We start from the raw sequence: 23,644 nt of genomic DNA on the forward strand, positions 1-23,644 counted from the left end.
TGAAACCCATGCGCCACCACATGTCCAAAATCCTCGCGTTCAGCCGCTTTTCCGTGCGCGATTTCCTCGCCACCGCCGGTCCCACTGTGCTGCTGGTGGGCGCGTTTTGCGCGCTCGCTTATTGGCTGGTCGACCCGGCGCCGCCGCGCCAGGTGAGCTTGTCGACGGGGCAGGACAACAGCGCATATGAAGAATTTGGCAAGAACTATGCGGCTACCCTGGCCAAGCACGGCATCAAGGTGAGCTTGCAGCCATCGCTGGGCTCGCAGGACAACTTGCAGCGCTTAAATAGCGGCAAGACCGATATTGCCTTTGTGCAAAGCGGCTCGACAGAGCACGCCGATGCCGAGCGCCATGGCTTGATTTCGCTGGGCAGCTTGTTTACGGAACCTGTCTGGCTGTTCCTGCGCGAAGACAAGGCGGTCACGCAACTGACGCAATTGAAGGGCATGAAGATCAATCTGGGGCCGCCAGGCACGGGTGTGCCTGGCCTGTTCCGGCAGTTGCTGTCCGCCAATGGTGTGGATGCCACGGAACTGAGCGTGAGCGACTTGCAAAATACGCCCGCCACGGTGGAACTGCTGGAAGGGCGCATCGATGGTCTCGTATTCAGCTCGGCGCCGGAAGCGCCGCTGATCCAGATGCTGCTGCAAACGCCGGGCATCAAGCTGTTCGATTTTTCGCAAGCCGAGGCGTACACGCGGCGCCTGCCTTTTCTCACGCATGTGGTCTTGCCTCGCGGCATCGTCGACCTGGGCAAAAACATCCCCGCCCAGGATTACCACCTGATCGCGCCCACCGCTACCCTGGTTGCGCGCGAAGACTTGCATCCTGCCTTGATGGATCTGTTCGTCCAGGCGGCGGCCCGCATTCACGGCGGCACGGGCTGGTTCCAGCAGCAGGGGCAGTTCCCGTCCGCGCGCTATACGGAAATTCCCGTCGCGCCTGAAGCGCTGAAATTTTACAAGGATGGCGCGCCCGTGCTGCAGCGCTACATGAGTTTTTGGCTGGCCAATTTCTTTGACCGCATGTGGGTGCTGGTGGTGGCGCTCGGTGCCTTGATCTTGCCGCTATCGCGCGTGGTGCCACCGCTGTATGTGTGGCGTATCCGCTCGCGCGTGTACCGCTGGTATGGCCAGTTGCGCACGGTGGAGCAGGCGCTGGAAGACGTGCCGCAAGCGCAGCGCGCGCAAGTGTATGCGGCGCAATTGCAGCGGCTGGACCAGATCGAGGAAATGGTCAACCAGATCTCGATTCCGCTGTCGTTTGCCGATGGCCTGTATGGCTTGCGCAGCCACATCAATTTCGTGCGCAAGCGCATCTTGGGCCTGATGGCAGAGCCTCCAGCGCTTGACGCGGGCGAGCGTGCCTGAAGCGTCCAGCCACGCTGGCAACGGCATCTGGCCGAGGCCCAGCCCTGGCCCTAGCCCGGATACACAGCGCTTCAGTTGCTCCTGGCCTCAGGCGCCCAGCCACGGCAGTCCCGCCTTGCACCAGCCGCCGATCTGTTTGCGGTGGCCATCGGCGTCCTTGTCGCCCTCGAAGCCTTCGAGGATGTCGAAGCAGTTCGCATAGCCGTGTTCGCTCGCCAGCTTGGCCGCATGGCGCGAACGCACGCCGGAGCGGCACAGGAATAGCAGTACCGCGTCCTTGCCGGTCTGGGCTGCCAGTTGCGCGAGGAAGGCGGGATTCGGTACGCCGCCCGGATACGTGGCCCATTGCACCGCGACATGCTGGGTGTCGGCGATGTCAACCCGACCGACCCAGTCGCGCTCGGCATTCGTGCGCACATCGATGAGCTTGACGCCGGCATCGCCCTGCAGCAGTGCATACGCTTCGTGCGGCGTGACGGCACCGGCATACGGCGTACCTTCATTGGCCCGGCTGCGGGCAGTGCTCAGGATGTCGGCGGCGGTAGTCATGGCGTCCTCGGTGAAAGTGGAAAGGGATAAACGATTATAGTGCGCCGTGCGCATCGCGCAAATGGGGATACGCGCTGCACGGCGCATGCACCACAAGAAGGCATTTTTCAGGAATCCGCAAAAAATGCACGATAATAGTGCGTTGTTTGTTTTTTGCACTTGCATAGTGCATTCTGAACGTGATGCAAACGCGTGTGAAAAACCCGGGCATGAAAATTTTCACGGGGATGGCAGGTATTCTGCTGTCGCTACCACGCTGCTTCTGGAGCTGGCATGGAATCTGCTATGATCCTTGTGAGTTTTGGTGGCACGCAATGTTTGCTTCGCTGCATCAGCCCAGACGCATTAAGGTCGGCTCACCCCACATTCATTTAGGAGATACGCATGGCAATGACAGCCGCAGAAGTCTTGAAGATGGTAGAAGAAAACGAAGTCAAATTCGTTGATTTCCGCTTTGCCGACACCCGTGGTAAAGAGCAGCACGTGACGGTTCCCGTGTCGCACTTCGACATGGATAAATTCGAGTCGGGCCACGCCTTTGACGGTTCTTCGATCGCTGGCTGGAAAGGCATTGAAGCGTCCGACATGATTTTGCTGCCGGATCCAAACACCGCCAATATCGATCCGTTCATGGAAGAAACCACGCTGTTCATGCAGTGCGACGTGATCGAACCATCGGACGGCAAGGGCTATGACCGCGACCCGCGCTCGATCGCGAAACGCGCCGAAGCCTACCTGAAATCGTCGGGCATGGGCGACACCGCCTACTTCGGCCCTGAGCCAGAATTCTTCATCTTCGACAGCGTGCGCTGGAAGATCGACATGTCGGGTTGCTTTGTCAAGATCGGTTCGGACGAAGGTTCATGGTCGACCGGCAAGGATATCGAGGGCGGCAACAGCGGCCACCGTCCTACCGTCAAGGGCGGCTACTTCCCGGTGCCACCAGTGGACAGCTTCCAGGACATGCGTTCGGAAATGTGCCTGATTCTGGAATCGCTGGGCATCCCGGTTGAAGTACACCATCACGAAGTCGCCGGCGCCGGCCAGAATGAAATCGGCACCAAGTTCTCGACCCTGGTCGAGCGCGCCGACTGGACGCAAAACCTGAAATACGTGGTGTGGAACGTGGCGCACAGCTATGGCAAAACCGCTACCTTCATGCCGAAACCTATCGTTGGCGACAACGGTTCGGGCATGCACGTGCATCAATCCGTATGGAAAGATGGCAAAAACCTGTTCGCTGGCGACGGCTATGCCGGCCTGTCCGATTTCGCCCTGTACTACATCGGCGGCATCATCAAGCACGCCAAGGCATTGAATGCGATCACCAACCCGGGCACCAACTCGTACAAGCGTCTGGTACCAGGCTATGAAGCTCCGGTGAAATTGGCGTACTCGGCGAAAAACCGCTCCGCCTCGATCCGTATCCCGCACGTGGCCAATCCAAAAGGCCGCCGCGTCGAAGCGCGTTTCCCGGATCCACTGGCGAACCCGTACCTGTGTTTCGCTGCACTGTTGATGGCTGGCCTGGACGGCGTTGCCAACAAGATCCATCCGGGCGAAGCAGCCTCGAAAGATCTGTACCATCTGCCGCCAGAAGAAGACGCACTGATCCCTACCGTGTGCGCTTCGCTGGAAGAAGCACTCGATGCGCTGGACAAGGATCGCGAGTTCCTGACCCGTGGTGGCGTGTTCAGCGATTCCATGATCGACGCTTATCTAGAATTGAAAATGCAGGACGTGCAGCGCATGCGCATGACCACGCATCCAGCCGAGTTCGACATGTACTACTCGCTGTAATGGCGCCATGCCGGCAACTTGCCGGTAGTGAGTGAAAAACGCGGGTGAGGCGATGGTCTTGCCCGCGTTTTTTTATGCAGTACGCCCATGCGGCGGCAGCACGTGTTGTATAGTCGGCCCAGGAACGATGCGGCAGGTGCCGACAGGAGTCGAGATTGAGCAAGTATGACAGAATCGCGTTGATGGCCGCATTGCTGGCTGCAGCGGCGCAGGCGCACGCGCAGTTGTATGTGTGCGCCGATGCGCACGGACACAAGACGTACACGGACAAGCTGGCGGGCAAGCATTGCCAGTTGCTCGATTTGCCTGGCGCCATGACGCAGCCGCCACGCAAGACGGCGCCGCTGACCGGCCCGCTTGCGCGGCCCGCCACGCAGGCGCTGGCCACGGCGGTGCCTGCCGCCGGGGCGTTTCCCAAGGTTGACGGCGCCGAGCAGCGCGCGCGCGACCTGGACCGGCGCCAGATCCTGCAGGACGAATTGCGCAGCGAAGAACAGAAATTGGCGGCCCAGCGCCTGGAACTGAACGCCGGCCAGCCCGAGCGCCAGGGTAATGAGCGTAACTATGCGAAATATCAGGAACGCGTGGCGCAGTTGAGGGACAACCTTGGCCGCACACAGCAGAACGTCGAAGCGCTGAAACGCGAGATCGCCAATATCCGATGAGCAGACCATGACAATACACAACCCTCCCAGCCGTCCCGCCCACCTGGCGGGTCTCGATTTGCTGGCTTCTGCCGTGATCTTGCTCGATCGCGACGGGCACATCAGCTATGCCAACGCGGCGGCTGAAAACTTGCTGGAAAGCTCGCTGAAAGCGCTCTCGCGGCAGAAGTTGACGGCGCTGTTCCTCAATCCCGAAGAGCTGGCCGGCATCTGCGCGCAGGCGCTCGAACATAAATTCTCCGATTTGCGCCAGGATCTGAGCCTGGAGCGCCTGGGGCGCGAGCCGCTGCGCGTGCACAGCATCGTCAGCGCGCTCGACGCGCCGAGCGACGGCGTACTGATCGAGCTGCGCGAAAACGTGCAGCAGTTAAAACTCGACCGCGAGGAGCGCATCCTCGACCAGAGCCAGGTCAACAAGGAGCTGATACGCAATCTGGCGCATGAAATCAAGAACCCGCTGGGCGGTATCCGCGGCGCGGCCCAGCTGCTGGAGCTGGAATTGCCGGCCCTGCACCTGAGCGAGCTGCGCGAATACACGCAGGTCATCATCAAGGAAGCGGACCGGCTGCAAACCCTGGTCGACCGCCTGCTGGCGCCGCACCGCCGCCCGCACATCGTGGGCGACGTGAATATCCACGAAGTGTGTGAGCGCGTGCGCAGCCTGATCCTGGCCGAATTTCCCAGTGGGCTGACCATTGCGCGCGATTACGATGCCTCGATTCCCGAGTTTCGCGGCGATAAGGAACAATTGATACAAACCGTGATCAATATCGCGCATAACGCGGCGCAAGCGCTGGCCGAGCGCATCGAGGCGGGCGATGCGGAGCTGATTTTCAAGACGCGCGTGGCGCGCCAAGTGACCCTGGCCAAGGTCCGTTACGCCCTGGCATTAGACTTGCATATCATTGACAATGGACCGGGCATCGCACCTCAGATCCGTGACCGGATTTTCTACCCGCTGGTGTCGGGCAGGGAAGGCGGCAGCGGTTTGGGGCTGACCTTGGCGCAAACCTTCGTGCAACAGCACCTGGGCGTGATCGAGTGCGAAAGCCGGCCTGGATACACCGATTTCAGGATCGTTCTACCCTTGCCATAAGCGAGGGGGTATCCCACCCATGAAATCCATTGCGGGACGCACACACTAATGAAGCCAATCTGGATAGTTGACGACGACGAATCAATCCGCTGGGTGCTGGAAAAAGCCCTGGCGCGGGAAAATCTCGCTACCAAGAGTTTTGCCAATGCACGCGATGCTATCGCGGCACTGGAATTTGACACGCCGCAAGTGCTCGTGTCCGATATCCGCATGCCGGGCGCGTCTGGCCTGGAATTGCTGCAGACGGTCAAGTCGCGCTTTCCCGGCTTGCCTGTGATTATCATCACGGCTTTTTCCGACCTCGATTCAGCCGTCGCGTCCTTCCAGGGCGGCGCCTTTGAATACCTGGCCAAGCCGTTTGATATCGACAAGGCTGTCGAACTGATCCGCCGCGCGCTCGACGAGAGCCTGCGCGAGGCCAGCGTCGAATCGGGCCCGTCGGAAGCGCCGGAAATCCTTGGCCAGGCACCGGCCATGCAGGAAGTGTTCCGCGCCATCGGCCGCCTGTCGCAATCGAATGTGACGGTGCTTATCACGGGCGAATCAGGTTCCGGCAAGGAACTCGTGGCGCGCGCGTTACACAAGCATAGTCCGCGCGCGGCGCAGCCTTTCATTGCCCTCAATACGGCGGCTATACCGAAAGATTTGCTGGAATCGGAATTGTTCGGCCATGAACGCGGGGCATTTACGGGCGCGCAGACGACGCGCCGTGGCCGCTTCGAGCAAGCCGAGAACGGCACTTTGTTCCTCGATGAAATCGGCGACATGCCGTTCGACCTGCAGACGCGTCTCTTGCGCGTACTGTCCGACGGCCACTTCTATCGCGTCGGCGGGCATCAGCCCATCAAGGCGAATGTGCGCGTCATTACCGCCACGCACCAGAATCTTGAGCAGCGCGTGCGCGACGGCCTGTTCCGCGAAGACTTGTATCACCGCCTGAACGTGATCCGTTTGCGCCTGCCCAGTTTGCGGGAGCGGCGCGAGGATATCCCCATCCTGGTGCGCCACTTCCTGGTGCAAAGCGGGCGCCAGCTGGGCGTGGAAGCGAAGCGCATGAGTGAGCCGACGATGCAGTTCCTCAGCAGCCTCGATTTGCCCGGCAATGTGCGCCAGCTGGAAAACCTGTGCAACTGGATCACCGTGATGGCGCCGGGCCAGACGGTGGAAATCAAGGACTTGCCCTTGGAATTGACGCAGGGGCAGGGCGACGTTGCGACCGCGTCTGCCTGCGCTGACGTGGCGCCAGCGAACGTTGCTCATGCGCATGGTGGCCAGGTATTCGAGGCTGCCGTACCCGTCAACGGCGCGCCGCCGGGCTGGATCGGCTTGCTGGAATTGCAGGCCGCCGCAATGCTGGGCGCGGGGCAGCAAGAAGTCATGGCCGTGCTGGGGCGGCAATTCGAGTCGGCCCTGATCAAGACGGCGCTCAAGCATACGCACGGGCGCAAGAATGACGCCGCCGTGCGCCTGGGCATCGGCCGCAACACCATCACCCGCAAGATCTCGGAACTGGGCATCGACGGCGCCAAGGACGATTGATGCATGGCTGGACGGGCACTCGCCCCGTCCGCTTTTCCGCGCGGCGTCGATGGCACGCCACAACACCCACAACAATGACAGGCGATAAGGTAAGCTGGCGCTTGCCGGACTGTTTCGTCCGGTCTTAACTTTCATTGTGGAACTGTATGCTGATTAACTGCGTGGCCTACCAGGATGGCAAAAAACTGGCCGACTTGCCGATTGACGATATCAGCGATTACGTCGAGCGTCCCGACTGTTTCGTCTGGGTTGCGCTGCTTGATGCGACGCCGGCCGAGCTGAAACAGATGCAGCACGAGTTTTGCCTGCATGAACTGGCCGTCGAGGATGCGCAGCGCGGCCACCAGCGCCCGAAGATCGAGGAATATGGCGATTCCCTGTTTGCCGTGGTGAAAACCGTGGAAATGATTGCGAACGAACTGGTACTGGGCGAAGTCGACATTTTCGTTGGCGCCAATTATGTGCTCTCGTCGCGCAGCAATAGCTCGCAAGGTTTCCTCGGCGTGCGCGCGCGCGCCGAGCGCGAACCGCACTTGCTGCGCCAGGGGGCGGCCTTCGTGTTGTACGCGCTGATGGACGCCGTCGTCGACCGCTACTTCCCCGTGCTCGACGCGCTGGAATCGGAGCTGGAATTGATCGAGGACCGCATCTTTGACCGTGGCACCGAGCGCGACAATATCGAACGCCTGTATCAGTTGAAGCGCAAGGTCATGGTTTTGCGCCACGTGGTGGCGCCTCTGATGGAAGCGGTGGGCAAGCTGCATGGCGGACGGGTGCCGCCGCTGTGCCACGATACCCAGGAGTATTTCCGCGATGTGCACGACCATCTGGCGCGCATCAATGGCACGCTCGACACCATCCGCGACACTATCAGCACGGCCATCCAGGTGAATTTGTCGATGGTGGCCATCGACGAGAGCGAAGTGAACAAGCAGTTGGCGGCCTGGGCGGCCATCTTTGCCGTGTTCACGGCGTTTGCCGGGGTGTGGGGCATGAATTTCAAGTTCATGCCCGAGCTGGACTGGCAATACGGTTATCCAGTGGCCGTTGGACTGATGAGCTGTGTCTGCGGTTATATGTATTACTTGTTCAAGCGTTCCGGCTGGCTGTAAAAAATTCCTGCCTATCTGTATTATTAAACAATAGGCGGAGTACAATCGCGGCATACCTGCTCGGGCGGGTCATGGCCGAGGGGTGCCACGCCGGCAGGTTTGCTGGTGCTTCCAGTGTTGTACAGGAGCATACATGAGTATTCCCTTGTTTGATGTGAATTCGCGAGAACCTCTGTTCGATCCCGAGCAGCGGCGTACCCTGGCGGAAGCGGCGCTGCGCTCGATTACCGACTCGACGGCGCGTGCCCGCGGCGACGACTTCCTGCGCATCCTCGTCAAGGATCTGGCCGAAGCGCTCGACGTGCACTATGTGATCGCCGGGCGCCTGGTGCGCATGGATGATGGCAGCGAAGGCATCCGCACCCTGGCCCTGTGGGGCGGCGACGGCTACCAGGCGAATGTCGAATACAGCTTGCAGCACACGCCTTGCCAGGACGTGACTTGCCAGAGCATGTGTTTTCATGGCAGCGACATCCAGCGTCGCTTTCCACTAGACACCCTGCTGGTCGACATGCAGGCCGAAAGCTATATCGGCATGCCACTGATCGATACTGAAGGCAAGACCCTGGGCATCTTGTCGGCCATCGACACGCGTCCCATCGATGAAAACAAGCGCTTGCTGGCCTTGTTGTTGCTGTCGATCTTTTCGGCCCGTGGCGCGGCCGAGTTGCAGCACCAGGAGCGCACGCAGCAGCTCGAAGAAATGGTGCGCGTGCGCACTGAGTCGCTGCTGGCGGTGCAGGCCAACCTGATCGAGCAGGAACAGATGGCGGCCCTCGGTTCGCTGGTGGCCGGCGTGTCGCATGAAGTCAACACGCCGATCGGCGTGGCACTCACGGCGGCCTCGAGCATGGGTAGTTATGCCGACCAGTTGGTGCAGCTGCTGGGCGGTGCCAAGGTCAGCCGTGCCGAATTGATCGACGTTGCCGAAGCCTTGAAAGGTGCGGCGGCCTTGATCGAGCGCAACTTGGCGCGCGCCGCCGACCTGATCGGCAATTTCAAGCAGTTGGCCGTGGACCAGGTCAGCGAATACGTGGCCAACCTGGTGCTGCACGACTATGTGCATGGCCTGGTGTTGGCGCACAGCCCGGAACTGCGCAAGGCGGCGCTGAGCGTGGAAATCGATATCGCGCCCGATTGCCAGGTGCGCCTGGCGGCTGGCAAGCTGTCGCAAATTCTCTCGAACCTGCTGATGAACAGCGCCCGCCACGGCTATCCGCACGGTGGGCCAGGGCGCATCACGATACGCGCGCGCATCGAGGAAGGCGTGGATGACGCCCCCGCGCAATGGCTGCTGCTGGAGTTTTCCGACGACGGCATCGGCCTGGCACCGGCCGTGCGCGAACATCTGTTTGAACCGTTTTTTACCACCAAGCGTGGCCAGGGCGGTTCCGGCCTGGGCATGCACATCGTCTACACCATCGTGCAGCAACTGGGCGGCCAGGTGTGCGCCATCGACGGCACGCCCGGCTGTCACATACAGATCAGGCTACCGCTGGGCCACTGATCTGCGGTACGGGTCTCAGGCGGCTGCCATCGACAGAGCCACCGCTTCAGCCACCTTGATGCCATCGACAGCTGCCGACAGGATGCCGCCCGCATAGCCGGCGCCTTCGCCGGCGGGGAACAGGCCGCGCGTGTTCAGGCTTTGCAAGTCGTCGTCGCGGCGCTTGATGCGGATCGGTGACGAGGTGCGCGTCTCTACGCCTGTCAACACGGCATCGGCCTTGTAGTAGCCCTTGATCTGCTTGTTGAATGCTGGAAACGCTTCACGCAGGGCCGTGATCGCATACTCGGGCAGCGACGGCGCCAGGTCTGTCAGGTGCACGGCTGGCTTGTACGACGGTATCACGCTGCCGAACTCGGTCGAAGCGCGGCCTTCGACGAAATCGCCGACCAATTGCCCCGGAGCATCGTAGTTGCCGCCGCCGAGGGCAAATGCGCGCTCTTCCAGGTCGCGTTGCAGGGCGATGCCGGCCAGCGGGTCGCCCGGGTAGTCGGCTGGCGTAATGCCGACGACGATGGCGCTGTTGGCGTTGCGCTCGTTGCGCGAGTACTGGCTCATGCCATTCGTCACCAGGCGGCCCGGTTCCGACGCTGCCGCCACCACCGTGCCACCGGGGCACATGCAAAAGCTGTAGACGGAGCGGCCATTGCTGGCGTGGTGCACCAGCTTGTAGTCGGCCGCACCCAGAATCGGGTGGCCGGCGCTGGGGCCGAAGCGGCAGCTATCGATCAAGGATTGCGGGTGTTCCACGCGGAAACCGATCGAGAACGGTTTCGCTTCGATGTACACGCCGCGGCGGTGCAGCATCTCGAAGGTGTCGCGCGCGCTGTGGCCGATGGCCATCACCACGTGGTTGCTGGCGATGGTCTCGCCGCTGGCCAGTACCACGCCGCGCACCTGGCCACCGTCGGCGCCTGGCGCGATATCGAGATCGACGACTTTGCTCTCGAAGCGGTACTCGCCGCCCAGCTGTTCGATATTTGCGCGCATGGCTTCCACCATCTTGACCAGGCGGAAGGTGCCGATGTGCGGCTTGCTCATATACATGATTTCTTCGGGCGCGCCAGCCTTGACGAATTCCGTCAATACTTTGCGGCCATAGTGCATGGGGTCTTTGATTTGGCTGTACAGCTTGCCGTCCGAGAAGGTGCCGGCACCGCCTTCACCAAACTGCACGTTCGATTCCGGGTTCAGTTCGCGCTTGCGCCAGAAGCCGAAGGTGTCGACCGTGCGTTCGCGTACCTGCTTGCCCCGTTCCAGGATGATGGGGCGCAAACCCATCTGCGCCAGGATCAGCGCCACGAACAGGCCGCAAGGACCCGTGCCGACGACGATCGGGCGCGCTACATTGGTATGGCCGGCCAGCTGTTCGCCGCCGGCGACGAATTTGTAGTCGGTGTTGGGCGCGGGCATCAGATGGATATCATGCTGCAGGCGCGCCAGCACGGCGGCCTCGTTGTTGATTTCAACATGCAACGAGTAAATCAACACCACGGCGCTGCGCTTGCGCGCGTCATAGCTGCGCTTGAAGACGGTAAAGCCGAGCAAATCGGCTGCATCGATGCCCAGGCGCGCCAGGATGGCGGCCGGCAGGGCGGCTTCGTCGTGTTCGAGGGGGAGTTTTACTTCGTTGAGTCGCAACATGATGTGTATCCGAAAAGTGCAGGGCTCCGTATCTAGCGGAGAGCGGGCAACCGGCGCATGGCGCGGCGGAAGGCGGCATTTTACTCCTTCCAGCGCTCAATGTATTGCCTGTGGCGCCCCCGCCGGGAAGCGGATGGGCGTGACAAATACCGTCCTGGCTCTGGCTGCAGAGCCCATCGGCTGCGCATCGCCATGTTGATGAGACCAAAAAACAACATTTCATCAGGGCCGAAGTCGGCGCCGTCAGGGCGCCGCGTATGGACCTTGAAAAATTTCCATTTGCTGCATTTGCACAATCGTAATTGGACAGGGGGAAACAGTTTATTTCGCCAATAGTAAGAAAGCTAAAGAAGCGTGATTTGGCACAAATTAGTAACAGTGTTTTAATTAATGGACATAATAATTTTGCTGCAGTGCAAGGTAAATATTAATGCACCAAAAAAGGGCAGTTGCGCACTAAATTGGATGGTTTATGCACTATTTCCGAATAAGTTATGGCGCAAAACATGTTTATAAAAATTATCCCGTTGTTTTGAAGTTATCGTCGTCGCCTAATGAATTGACACCGTTCCATGCCATATGGTTCCATGTAACAGCTGCGTCACATTTGTAACGTGTGGACACATTTATCAGGAAAACCTTTACCCAAGGGTTTCCTTAAAAAAATTCAGGCACATGCCCAGAAGGAGTTTTTTACATGAAGTTACGTATTAAGCCTATGCCAGTTGCGATCTTGCAAATTATTGCAAGCGGTGCATTTTCCGTCGCTGCCATTGCCCCGGCAATGGCTCAACAAGCATCAGCCAGTGAGCCTGTGCAACGGGTCATCGTGACTGGTTCGATGATCAGTCGCGCCGATACCGAAACCGCCACGCCAGTACAAGTGGTAACTGCGCAGGATATCCAGCGCAGCGGTAAAACATCGATCGCTGAACTGCTGAGCGACTTGGCCTCTAACGGCGCCGGTACCCTGGGCACCGGTTTCAGCGGCGCTTTCGCAAATGGCGCTTCCGGTATTTCGCTGCGCGGCTTGACCGTGGGCGCGACCCTGGTGCTGCTCGACGGCCATCGCGTGGCGCCATACGCCCTCGGCGATGATTCGCAACGTTCCTTCGTCGATGTCTCGAACATTCCACTCGACGCCATCGAGAGCATCGAGATCCTGAAGGCCGGCGCTTCGTCGCTGTACGGTTCGGATGCCGTGGCCGGCGTGGTCAACATCAAATTGAAAAAAAGCTTCCAGGGCACCCGTTTCGCCGCTGAAGGCGGCAAGACGCAGCATGGCGGTGGCGCAACTCAGCGCGCGTCCCTGAGCACCGGTTTTGGTGATCTCGATGCCGACGGTTACAACATCTACGCTACCGCCGAGTGGCGTCATCAGGGCGCCATCAAGGTGGCTGACCGTGCCAAGAACGAGTGGGCTAGCCGCGACTGGCGCGGCCGTGGCGGCAACGACCTGACCCTGGGTGTGCCAACCGCACTGAACAGCTTCCTGACGCAGGGTAGCTCGCCATTCCTGTACAACCCGAGCGGTGCAGGCGGCGCCAACAATGCAGCCAACTTCACGTTCCTCGATGCGAACTGCAACTTCGCCAAGTACCGTGCAGGTCAGTGCGCAGTGACCGACAATTCGTCCTTCATCCAGCCACAAGTCGATAACATCAATGTTCTCGTCGGCGCCACCAAGAAACTGGGCGGGGATTGGGAACTGGGCCTCAAAGCTTCCTACTTCAAGCGTGACAGCAGCAACAACCGTGGCGTGCCGCCGGTCTTCTCGACCGCCAGCTTCGCCGGTAACAACGCCCTGAGCCCGGACGGCACCTTGCGTCCTGCCGTTGGTGCCATTGGCGCTACCACCTTCGCTCCTGGCGCTGCCGTCGGCGCAGGCATCATCAATACCTTGCCTGGCACTGCCCGCTTGTACGGCTACATCCCGGGCGCGGCGCCTGCCCAGACTTCGGACAATACTGCCACGGCTACCCGTTTCGCGGTGGACCTGAGCGGTACTGCTTACGGCTGGGACGTTCGCGCCGCTGGTGGTGTGACCGAGTCCAAGGTCGCCATCGACTATAGCGGTTACGTCGACCGCAACGCTTTGTACAATGCGCTGAAGGCTGGTACGTTTAACGTGCTTGGTGGTAACACGCCACAGCAGCTCGCTGCTGTGTCGCCGACGTTCTCGAATACGAACGATTCGAAGCTGAACTACCTCGACGCGACGGCCAGCCGTGAAGTGATGCAACTGGGCGCCGGTCCCCTGGTACTGGCAGCTGGTTTGCACTATCATAAGCGTGATTGGAATGCGCCGCCGTCCCCGCTGACCGCGAACGGCCAAGTCGCCAGCACCTCGGCTTTCGTGTTCGGTTCGGAAACCAACACCGCTGTCTTCGCCGAGCTGCAAGCAACGCCGATCAAGAACGTGGAACTGGGCGTGGCCGGCCGTTATGATCACTTCGACACCTATGGCAATTCGTTCACCCCGTCCGCCAACATCAAGTGGACGCCGACGAAGCAGTTCGCCATGCGCGGTAACTTCGCACGCGGCTTCCGCGCGCCAAACCCGGCCGAGTCGGGCAGTGCCGGTTCGTTCTTCCAGTACCACGCGATCAATGACCCGATCCTGTGCCCAACGAGCAACAAAGCCGCAGTCGGCAGCGTGCCAGTCTTCTGTGCCTTCACGCCGGCATTCGTCCAGCAAACCTCCAAGAATCTGTCGCCGGAAAAATCCAAGTCGTTTGACCTGGGTATCGTCCTGGCACCGGTCCCTGGTCTGGGTGCAACGCTCGATTATTACAAGATCACGCTGAACAACCAGATCGTCAGCGCTGCAACCAGCGATCCTAGCTACGTGCCAGCTTTCGTTCGCGGCGCGCCTGTTCAGATGGATACCGTGCAGGCCGATGGCACGACCAAGTCGGTACTGTCACCGGTGGGCCCGATCCTGTACGGTACGTCGGGCTACATCAATGCCGGTGAAACCACCACCAGCGGTATCGAAGCGGCCATCAACTACCGTTTCCGCCTGCCGGGTGAACTGGGCACGCTGCGCGCTGACCTGAGTGCAGCGCATACCTTCGATTACACCCAGAGCGTCAATGGTATCAGCTATCAGCTGGCCGGCACTCAGGGTCCATCGGGCGTAGGCGGTGCAACCGGTAATCCGAAAGATCGCGCTCAGTTCTCGCTGAACTGGACCCGTGGTCCGCTGGACATTACCACGAGCATGAACTACACCAGTTCATTCTCGACGCTGGATCCATCCGTTGACTCCAACGATTGCGCCAAGACCGGTGTCTCCACTGGCGGCCGCAATTACTTTGCCGGTCTTGTTCAGCCTAGCCAATACTGCCACGTACCTTCGTTCACCGTGACGAACCTGAACGTGCAGTACAAGCTGTCGCCGAACCTGATCCTGAAAGGGACGATCCTGAACGTGTTCGACAAGGCTCCGCCTATCGACGTCGGTACCTACGGCAATGCGGGCGTCCAAACTTCGTACAACGCATCGATGCATCAAGCGGGCGCTGTTGGCCGCTTCTTCAGCCTCGGACTGGCATACACCTTCTAATATAGTAAGGTGAACAAGGCGGCAGCAATGCCGCTGCCTTCTTCCGAAGGGCGCGATGACTGAGAAGTCATCGCGCCCTTTTTTCATGTCTGTATATCAGACACTGTTGGATACTATTAGATACCGCCCCAAATGGCGGCCAGAATAGACAGTGCCGCCAGGCCGGCTGTCTCGGTACGCAATACGCGCGGCCCCATGGACAGGGGCAGGGCACCAGCGGCGATGGCAGCCTCTTCCTCGGCGTGCGTATAGCCGCCTTCAGGACCGACCAGCAGGCAGGTGGCGCGCGGCGGCGTGGCCTTGGCCCACTGTGCCAGCGACTGCCCTGCACGCGGACTGAGCAGGACGCGCTGCATGTCTTCGGCGGGTGCCGTGACCCAGCGGTTAAAATCTTGCACAGATGCAACGCTGGCCAGGCGGTTGCGCCCGCATTGTTCCGAAGCGGAAACGATGATGCCTTGCCAATGCGCGAGTTTTTTCTCGGCCCGCTCGGCCGATAAGCGCACCACGCAGCGCTGCGCCGCCAGCGGGACGATGCCGGCCGCGCCCAGTTCGATGGCTTTTTCGATGATCCAGTCCATTTTTGATGCTTCCGGCAGCGCTTGCGCCAAGGTCACGGCATACGGCAGTTCCGCTTCGCGCGCCACGTGCGCCTGTACTTCAGCCGTTACGCTGCGTTTGGCCACTGTTACCAGGCTGGCCTGCACTTCGCCGCCTTCGCCATTGAACAGGGTGATGATGTCGCCTGGCGCCAGACGCACGACCTGGATGTGGTGAGCGACGGCGTCGGGCAGAGCGATAGTGGCGCCTATGGCGAGTGGCTGGGGACAGAAAAAACGCGGCATGCAACATCCTGGCGGAGAGAAATAATGGGAGGTGCCGCGCCGCGCGCTGGTGGGGGGCACGCGGCTGCGACTCGAGGGTGCAATTTTAGTGCCGCTGCGCGCGGCCGGGTGAAATTCTTGCCGCTGGGCTTGCGTGCGGCGCATCCGGGGCGGGAAATCACATGGAGATAATAAGTTGGATAAAAATGAAATGTTGTTTTTTGATCTCATAAACCATTGCATTATTGACAGTGATGCTTTTGGCGTGGTTTTATGACTATACAAGTTGTGTTGAACGACATCAATTGTTTCCGGCAATCTCGTCCGTGATGTGATTCGGTATGTTTTTGGGAGACGCCGCACGTTTTAATGCCTGGGCCTATGTGGCCCCAGGCGCGTTGCGACCAGCTTAAGTTGTTTGGAAAAGCATCACACTGTAGCGGGAGGGCCTTGCAGTTTTTTGCAAGTCTATGAGAGATTTAAGCGATTATAAAAATACAAACTAACCGCTTATCAAGTGACACCAGAGATCATTAAAAGGAATAAGTTATGATGTTTCGCGAAAAAAAGAGTGTGCAAGTGGTGAGACTGGCGTTGGCCGCGTTCGCCGGCATCGCAACGATGAGCGTCCACGCGCAGCAAGCGACCGATGCGCCGGCGCCCAAGCTGCAGCGCGTAGAAATCACCGGTTCGAGCATTAAACGCATCGAAGCCGAAGGTATTTCCCCGATCACCGTGATGACGCGCGAGTCGATCGCCCGCTCGGGTGCGACGTCGGTGCTGGACCTGATGCGCAACCTGACTTCGGCTGGCGGTAACGGCGGTGAGCTGGCGACATCGAGCTCCTTCCGTAACGGCGCCACCAGCGTCTCGCTGCGCGGTCTGCCGACCCTTATCCTGTTGAACGGCTACCGCCTGCCGGCGTCAGGTTCGGACGAGTACAGCGGCCAGACCTCGGTCGATCTGAACGCTATTCCACTGGCGGCGATCGAGCGCATCGACGTGCTCAAGGACGGCGCCTCTGCCATCTACGGCACCGATGCCGTCGGCGGCGTCATCAACTTTATCCTGCGCAAGGATTACCAGGGCTTGACCCTGGACGCCAGCACCGGCTCGACCACTTATGGCGACGGGCAAAACAATAAGGTGTCCGTATCCGGCGGTTTCGGCGACCGCGACGCACAGAAATTTAACGTGACCTATTCGGCCTCGTACGAAAAAACCAAGGCCATTCACGGTGTCGACCGCGATTGGGCGAACAGCACCGATTTCACCGGCCACAAGGGTGGCCTGTATCAGGGTGGCGTCTACGGCGCCAAGGGTAGCGATCCGGGCACCATGTCGCTGGGCGGTTCGCAGCGCATGCCTGATCCGGAGTGCGACGCAGCCCACCGCAAGCCCTATCCGAACGCGCCGGAATGGGTGGCTGCGCCTAACCGCAACGCCTGCCTGTATTCCGCCGCCGAGTCGGTAGACTTGGTGCGCCCGTCCACACGCTACGGCGGTGCAGTGACGGCGAACTGGGATTTGACGCCGGATGTGTCGCTGTTCGCCAATCTGTTCTACAACCACTTCGACACGCGCATCCAAGGTTCGCCGGCCTGGATCCAAAACGCCGACCGCTCGGGCGTGCTGCGTGTGGCGGCGGACAACCGCTTCAACACCTACGGCGTGCCGGTCACCATCCGTCGCCTCTTCCCTGCCGCCGAGGGTGGTACGGGTACCAATGTTGATACCACCTGGCTGGTCGGCGGTGCTACCGGCCGCGTAGCCAACTGGGACTGGACCGTGTCCTTGGGACACAGCCAGGAGAAGGGTGAAACGCGCGTCTACGGCTCCTTCCTGCACGATAAATTGCACAGTTACCTGGCGCAGGGCAAGTTTAACCCCTTCGGCGGTAACCATAATTCGGAGCAGGTCATCAACGAACTGACTGCGGACCAGTACACCAAGACCAAGTCCTCCACGGACTTTGCCAAGGTGACCGCTTCGAGCGAATTCGGTCAACTGCCCGGCGGCAAAATCGGTGTAGCCGTTGGTGCCGAGTACAAGCGCGAGAAGCTCACCTACGATCCGTCGCAGGCTTGGCGCGACGGCGAGATCGGCATCTACTCGACCCTGCGCGGCATCGACGGCTCCGAGTCGCTCGGCGCCGTGTTCGGCGAGTTGGCCCTGCCGCTGCTGAAAAACCTGGAAGCGCAGGCGGCCATCCGCTATGACCGCTACCAGATGGCCGGTGGTACCACCAATCCGAAGCTTGGCCTGCGCTGGACCGTCTTGCCGACCTTGATGTTCCGCACCAGCTACAGCACCGGTTTCCGCGCGCCGACGCTGTCGCAGCGCTTTAACGAAGGCCGTGGCGGTTTCGTCGCGACCAAAGATCCGAAGCGTTGCATCGTGGGCGATGCGTATTTCGACACCGCTTGCAGCGGTTCGGCGCTGTCCCTGCTGTCCGGCACCAAGGATTTGAAGCCCGAAAAATCGAAGCAGTTCAACCTGGGTGTGGTCGCCGAACCGATCAAGAACCTGACGTTGGGCTTGACCTACTGGAACATCAAGTGGAATGACCGGGTCGAGAACCTCGACAACGAAACCGTGCTGGCGGGCGAGGATGGTCAGTACAAGAACGCCGTCACGCGCTACGCCGTGACGGCGGAAGACCAGGAGAAGTACAACGCGCTGAGCGCCGCCCAGCGCGCGACGCTGGGTCCGTTGGTAGGTCGCCTGAAGCAGCTGCAGGTTGGCTTGATCAACCGCAGCAAGGTCGTCACCGACGGTCTGGATGTCGAAGCGGCGTACACAATGCGCACGGCCGACATGGGTCGTTTCAAGGTGTCCGGTGAAGCGACTTACACGCTGTCCTACAACCGCGTGCTGCTGCCTGACGATCCGGCGATCAATTGCCCTAACAACACGGCTTGCGAGGCTGGTGAATACGGCTATCCTAAGCTGCAGGCCAAGCTGGGCCTGAACTGGGATCGCGGTGCTTGGGCAGCGACGACGAGCGCTAACTTCACTTCGCACTACCACGTGGAACGGACACCGTCGGCAACGATCAATCTTTACTACGATACGTACGCGAGCGGCTTGATGATCCCGAGCGCGACCCTGGTCGATGCCTCGTTGTCCTACAGCGGCTTCAAGAACCTGGTGCTGCGCGGTGGCGTCAACAACGTGTTTGATCGTACACCGGCGTTCGATCCATCGTCGAACATCGGCTACGACAACGCCTACGGCAATCCGCGTGGCCGCTACATGTACGTGTCGGCGTCGTACTCCTTCAAATGATGTGAGGGCGGGCTGATGCGCGGAGCGGGCCGATTGACGGCGCGCTCCGCAGCGGCGCAAGCTGCAAAAGAACCGGGCCCGGCCCGGTTTTTTTTCGTCCCTCCGGGGCGCAGGAGGGGTAAGGTGCAGCGGCGTCGCGCGCGGTTTGATTTTTCCCCTTGTTGGTCTGGTAAAATACGCAGTTCTGACTGCGCCCAGCTGCGCTGCAAACGAATTTAAACTCCGCGATCGACCACACACGATGAACTCTACGCTCCCTACCACCAAAATGGCCAATGCGATCCGCGCACTGGCAATGGACGCTGTACAAAAGGCCAATTCCGGCCATCCAGGCATGCCGATGGGCATGGCCGAGATCGCAGTTGCCCTGTGGAGTGGTCATTATCGCCACAATCCAGCGAATCCAAAATGGCAAAACCGTGACCGTTTCCTGTTGTCGAACGGCCACGGCTCGATGCTGCACTACGCGCTGCTGCACCTGACGGGCTATGACTTGTCGATGGATGACATCAAGGCCTTCCGCCAGATGCATTCGAAAACCCCGGGCCACCCGGAAGTCGACATCACGCCAGGCGTGGAAACGACCACCGGCCCGCTGGGCCAGGGCATCGCCAACGCCGTCGGCATGGCCTTGTCGGAGCAATTGCTGGCAGCTGAATTCAACCGCCCCGGCCACGATATCGTCAACCACTATACCTACGCGTTTGTGGGCGATGGTTGCCTGATGGAAGGTATTTCGCACGAAGTGTGCGCGCTGGCCGGCACCCTGGGCTTGAACAAGCTGATCGCGCTGTACGACGACAACGGTATTTCCATCGATGGCAAAGTCGAAGGCTGGTTCACGGACGACACCCCAGCCCGCTTCGAAGCGTATGGCTGGAACGTCATCCGCGCCGTCGACGGCCATGACGTTGCCGCCGTGTCCGCTGCCATCGCCGCCGCCAAGACGGCCAGCAAGCCTACCTTGATCTGCTGCAAGACCATCATCGGCAAGGGTTCGCCGAACCTGCAAGGCGGCGACAAGGTCCACGGCGCCGCGCTGGGTGACAAGGAAATCGCTGCCGTGCGTGAATACATCGGCTGGGATGCCGCACCGTTCGAGATGCCCGCTGACGTGTACGCCGCCTGGGATGCCAAGCAACAAGGCGCCCTGCTGGAAGCGGATTGGAACGAGCGCTTTGGCGCCTACAGCAGCCAATTCCCGCAGCAAGCTGCTGAACTGACCCGCCGCATGCAGGGCGAGTTGCCACAGGCATTCGAAGCGGCCCTGAGCGCCGCCATCGCGTCCTGCGTCGAAAAGAAAGAAAACATTGCCACCCGCAAGGCCAGCCAGAACGCCATCCAGGCACTGGCCTCGTCTTTGCCGGAATTTTTGGGTGGCTCGGCCGACCTGACCGGTTCGAACCTGACGAACTGGAAAGAGTGCGTGGCCGTGCGTTCGGGCCAGCCTGGCAATCATATCAATTACGGCGTGCGCGAATTTGGCATGAGCGCCATCATGAACGGCATTACCCTGCACGGCGGTTACATCCCGTTCGGCGCCACGTTCCTGACGTTTTCCGATTACAGCCGCAATGCCTTGCGCATGGCCGCGCTGATGAAACTGCGTTCGATCTTCGTGTTTACCCACGATTCGATCGGCCTGGGCGAAGATGGCCCGACGCACCAATCGGTCGAGCACGTCTCGTCGATGCGTTTGATCCCTAACCTGGACAACTGGCGTCCATGCGACACCGTCGAGTCGGCCGCTGCCTGGGGCGCCGCCGTGCGCCGCAAGGATGGTCCGTCGACCCTGATTTTCTCGCGCCAGAACCTGCCATATCAAGAGCGTAGCGCCGAGCAGATCGAGAACATCTATCGCGGCGGCTATGTGCTGAACGATGTGGCCGATGCCAAGGCGATCCTGATCGCCACCGGTTCCGAGGTGGAACTGGCCGTCGCTGCCGCCAGCGCGCTGGCCTCGGAAGGCATCAACGTGCGCGTGGTGTCGATGCCATCGACCGACGTGTATGACCGCCAGGACGCCGCCTACAAGGCCAGCGTGCTGACCAAGGGCGTGCCGCGCGTGGCCATCGAAGCTGGCGTGACCAGCTTCTGGTACAAATACGTGGGCCTGGAAGGCGCCGTGGTCGGTATCGACACGTTTGGCGAATCGGCACCTGCCGGCGTGCTGTTCAAGCATTTCGGTTTCACGGTCGAGAACGTCGTCGCCAAGGTGAAAGCGGTTATCGCCGGCTAATATTGATTTTGAGCAGACCCCGTCCACGTGCTGGCCGGGGTGCTGTGCTGATACCTTTTTTTTTAATCAGGAGCAGAGTATGACGATCAAAGTTGCAATCAATGGCTACGGCCGTATCGGCCGTAATGTGTTGCGCGCTTTCTACGAAGGCGGCAAGAAACAGGATATCCAGATCGTTGCCATCAATGACCTGGGCGATGCCAAATCGAACGCTCACCTGACCCGCTACGATACCGCGCACGGCAAGTTCCCGGGCACCGTGACCGTCGAAGGCGATAACATGATCGTCAATGGCGATCCGATCCGCGTGTTTGCACAGCGCAACCCGGCTGAAATTCCATGGGGCGAGTTGGGCGTGGACGTGGTGCTGGAATGCACGGGCTTCTTCACCACCAAAGAAAAAGCTTCGGCTCACCTGAAGGGTGGCGCCAAGAAAGTCATCATCTCGGCACCAGGCGGCAAGGACGTCGATGCGACCGTCGTGTTCGGCGTCAACCATTCGGTATTGAAATCGACCGACACCGTCATCTCGAACGCATCGTGCACCACCAACTGCCTGGCACCGCTGGTCAAGCCGCTCAACGACGCCATCGGCATCGAAACGGGCTTGATGACCACCGTGCACGCCTACACCAACGACCAGGTGCTGTCCGACGTGATGCATGAAGACCTGCGCCGCGCGCGTTCGGCCACCATGAGCATGATCCCGACCAAGACCGGCGCTGCTGCCGCCGTTGGCCTGGTGTTGCCTGAGCTCAATGGCAAGCTGGACGGTTTCGCTATCCGCGTGCCGACCATCAACGTCTCGCTGGTCGACCTGTCCTTCATCGCCAAGCGCGATACCACCGTGGAAGAAGTCAACGCGCTGATGAAAGCCGCGTCGGAAGGCGCCCTGGAAGGTATCCTGACGTACCAGACCGAACCGCTGGTATCGATCGACTTCAACCACAACCCTGCTTCGTCGAACTTCGATTCGACCCTGACCAAGGTATCGGGCCGTCTGGTGAAAGTATCGTCGTGGTACGACAATGAGTGGGGTTTCTCGAACCGCATGCTCGACACCACCGTCGCGCTGATGTCGGCCAAGTAATTTTTGGCTAGCCTAGAAAAACGCCCTTCGGGGCGTTTTTTTATTCGTGGCTTTACGACGCCTGACAAAACTTACAGGCGGCGCCGGTAAAAGCGCCACAGCAGGCGCAAGTCACGTAGCACCGGCGCGCCCGACAGCAAGGTCAGCACGCCGGCCAAGATGATAGTGGCGGGCGGGAAACCGATGTGCTTGAAGGCCAGTGCGCCGCTGACGCCGCCGATGAAGAAGCAGATGATCAGCAGGCTGTGCGTTTTCAGCTTGTCGCGGTTGACCTTTACCACCCGGTCTGGCAATTGCCTGCGGTTGTAATACGCCATCTTGCCCAGTTCGATGCCGATATCGGTGGACAGACCCGTGACGTGCGTGGTGCGGATGACGGCGCTTGAAATCTTGGTGATGATGGCGTTTTGCAAGCCCATGACAAAGCACAGCAGCAAGATGGTGACAGGGCCCAGTATGTCGGGCATGGCCGCCAGGTAGTTGCCCGCCAGGCCAAATAGCAGCAACAAGGCCGCTTCGAGCAGGAGGCTGGCGGCAAATTGGCTGTGCAGCCGGCGCCGCTTGCCCCAGTTCACCATGATGGCCGTCACGGCCGCGCCGCTGACGAAAGCCAGCCAGGCGCCCAGCGCGGCCAGCGCCAGCGTGATATTGCCCAGTGCCAGGTCATCGGCCATGCCGGAAACGATGCCCGTCATGTGCGAGGTATAGCCGCCGATGGCGAGAAAACCACCGGCATTCACGGCGCCGGCGACCAGCGCCAGTACGCAGCCCAGTTGCAGATTGGCTTGTGTATCGCGTGCCGATCCGCTCAGGCGGGCCAGGTAATGGAGTGGCATGCGGGGCCGGTTTCCTCTTTGCGTTGCTTATTCGCTTATTTATAGATGCCGGAACCGACGATCATATTGTCGACCCGTTCGACGTAGCCCGATTTTTGTTCGACCACCTTGGTCAGCGGATTGGGCCACTTGAAGTCTACCCAGCCGCGTCCGGCCGGCGTGCTGGCAGTGGCAATCAGCGATTTGACGATGTCCTTGCCTTCATTGTCCTTCAGGTCGATCAGATTCTTGCCGACCATCTTGGGATTGTTGCCGTGCGCCAGGGTGATGCCGTTCGTGTCGTACACATAAATGTACAGGTCGCGGTCATGAAAACTGGTGTTGGCAGGATCGGTAATGGCGGCAAAGGCCTTTTCCTTGCCTTCAGCCTTGATCATGGCTACGGCGCGCTTGGTCATGGCGATGGCTTCGTCGGCGCTGCCTTTGGGGGCGGCCCATGCCGCTGCCGGCATGGCGCAGAGGATGCAACTGGCAACGAGGGCATTGACGCCCGTTTTTATACTCGTTTTCATAC

The 23,644-nt window shown here is 60.3% G+C and carries 16 protein-coding genes; 11 read left to right on the plus strand and 5 right to left on the minus strand.

Annotated features, from left to right (window positions below; genetic code table 11):
- Positions 1 to 20 precede the first annotated feature (20 nt).
- Positions 21 to 1,373, plus strand: coding sequence for a TAXI family TRAP transporter solute-binding subunit (locus H4V96_RS03690; RefSeq protein ID WP_196857052.1), 1,353 nt, complete (start codon positions 21 to 23; stop codon positions 1,371 to 1,373).
- 87 nt (positions 1,374 to 1,460) lie between these two features.
- Here H4V96_RS03690 and H4V96_RS03695 read toward each other — a convergent pair whose 3' ends face one another.
- Positions 1,461 to 1,922, minus strand: coding sequence for a rhodanese-like domain-containing protein (locus H4V96_RS03695; RefSeq protein ID WP_029496181.1), 462 nt, complete (start codon positions 1,920 to 1,922; stop codon positions 1,461 to 1,463).
- 384 nt (positions 1,923 to 2,306) lie between these two features.
- Between H4V96_RS03695 and glnA the strand changes: the two genes are divergently transcribed.
- From glnA to H4V96_RS03725, 6 genes are all read left to right on the plus strand, one after another.
- Positions 2,307 to 3,722: a type I glutamate--ammonia ligase gene (gene glnA / locus H4V96_RS03700; RefSeq protein WP_029496182.1), complete on the plus strand. Its 1,416-nt coding sequence runs from the start codon at positions 2,307 to 2,309 to the stop codon at positions 3,720 to 3,722.
- 155 nt (positions 3,723 to 3,877) lie between these two features.
- Complete coding sequence (locus H4V96_RS03705) at positions 3,878 to 4,387, plus strand: DUF4124 domain-containing protein (RefSeq protein ID WP_334686073.1); 510 nt, start codon at positions 3,878 to 3,880, stop codon at positions 4,385 to 4,387.
- Positions 4,388 to 4,394: 7 nt separating this feature from the next.
- On the plus strand, positions 4,395 to 5,483 hold the full coding sequence (gene glnL / locus H4V96_RS03710) for a nitrogen regulation protein NR(II) (protein ID WP_070345731.1): 1,089 nt from the start codon (positions 4,395 to 4,397) through the stop codon (positions 5,481 to 5,483).
- A 48-nt stretch (positions 5,484 to 5,531) separates the two neighbouring features.
- Positions 5,532 to 7,022 (plus strand): nitrogen regulation protein NR(I), encoded by a 1,491-nt coding sequence (ntrC, locus tag H4V96_RS03715; protein ID WP_196857053.1) that lies wholly within the window; start codon positions 5,532 to 5,534, stop codon positions 7,020 to 7,022.
- 146 nt (positions 7,023 to 7,168) lie between these two features.
- Positions 7,169 to 8,134 (plus strand): magnesium/cobalt transporter CorA, encoded by a 966-nt coding sequence (gene corA / locus H4V96_RS03720; RefSeq protein ID WP_196857054.1) that lies wholly within the window; start codon positions 7,169 to 7,171, stop codon positions 8,132 to 8,134.
- A 133-nt stretch (positions 8,135 to 8,267) separates the two neighbouring features.
- Complete coding sequence (locus tag H4V96_RS03725; protein WP_010395225.1) at positions 8,268 to 9,641, plus strand: GAF domain-containing sensor histidine kinase; 1,374 nt, start codon at positions 8,268 to 8,270, stop codon at positions 9,639 to 9,641.
- Between the two features lie 15 nt (positions 9,642 to 9,656).
- Here H4V96_RS03725 and H4V96_RS03730 read toward each other — a convergent pair whose 3' ends face one another.
- Positions 9,657 to 11,285 carry an NAD(P)/FAD-dependent oxidoreductase gene (locus tag H4V96_RS03730; protein WP_196857055.1) on the minus strand — a complete coding sequence of 543 codons (1,629 nt, stop codon included), beginning with the start codon at positions 11,283 to 11,285 and terminating at the stop codon, positions 9,657 to 9,659.
- Between the two features lie 697 nt (positions 11,286 to 11,982).
- Here H4V96_RS03730 and H4V96_RS03735 point away from each other — a divergent pair.
- Positions 11,983 to 14,853 carry a TonB-dependent receptor gene (locus H4V96_RS03735; protein WP_280720702.1) on the plus strand — a complete coding sequence of 957 codons (2,871 nt, stop codon included), beginning with the start codon at positions 11,983 to 11,985 and terminating at the stop codon, positions 14,851 to 14,853.
- A gap of 116 nt (positions 14,854 to 14,969) precedes the next feature.
- Here H4V96_RS03735 and H4V96_RS03740 read toward each other — a convergent pair whose 3' ends face one another.
- On the minus strand, positions 14,970 to 15,698 hold the full coding sequence (locus H4V96_RS03740) for a 16S rRNA (uracil(1498)-N(3))-methyltransferase (RefSeq protein WP_196857057.1): 729 nt from the start codon (positions 15,696 to 15,698) through the stop codon (positions 14,970 to 14,972).
- Between the two features lie 528 nt (positions 15,699 to 16,226).
- Between H4V96_RS03740 and H4V96_RS03745 the strand changes: the two genes are divergently transcribed.
- From H4V96_RS03745 to gap, 3 genes are all read left to right on the plus strand, one after another.
- Positions 16,227 to 18,965, plus strand: coding sequence for a TonB-dependent receptor (locus H4V96_RS03745; RefSeq protein WP_280720703.1), 2,739 nt, complete (start codon positions 16,227 to 16,229; stop codon positions 18,963 to 18,965).
- Between the two features lie 241 nt (positions 18,966 to 19,206).
- Positions 19,207 to 21,204, plus strand: a complete 1,998-nt coding sequence (gene tkt, locus H4V96_RS03750; protein ID WP_196856727.1) for a transketolase — start codon at positions 19,207 to 19,209, stop codon at positions 21,202 to 21,204.
- Positions 21,205 to 21,283: 79 nt separating this feature from the next.
- Entirely contained in the window at positions 21,284 to 22,294 is a 1,011-nt protein-coding gene (gene gap, locus H4V96_RS03755; protein WP_010395244.1) for a type I glyceraldehyde-3-phosphate dehydrogenase, read from the plus strand.
- A gap of 71 nt (positions 22,295 to 22,365) precedes the next feature.
- On the opposite strand, the gene H4V96_RS03760 is transcribed toward gap, so the two are convergent.
- Entirely contained in the window at positions 22,366 to 23,130 is a 765-nt protein-coding gene (locus H4V96_RS03760; RefSeq protein ID WP_010395246.1) for a YoaK family protein, read from the minus strand.
- 35 nt (positions 23,131 to 23,165) lie between these two features.
- Positions 23,166 to 23,642 (minus strand): cache domain-containing protein, encoded by a 477-nt coding sequence (locus H4V96_RS03765; protein WP_196856726.1) that lies wholly within the window; start codon positions 23,640 to 23,642, stop codon positions 23,166 to 23,168.
- Positions 23,643 to 23,644: the final 2 nt, after the last annotated feature.

The sequence above is a fragment of the Janthinobacterium sp. CG_23.4 genome, from assembly GCF_029892305.1.
Classification (GTDB): domain Bacteria; phylum Pseudomonadota; class Gammaproteobacteria; order Burkholderiales; family Burkholderiaceae_D; genus Janthinobacterium; species Janthinobacterium lividum_D.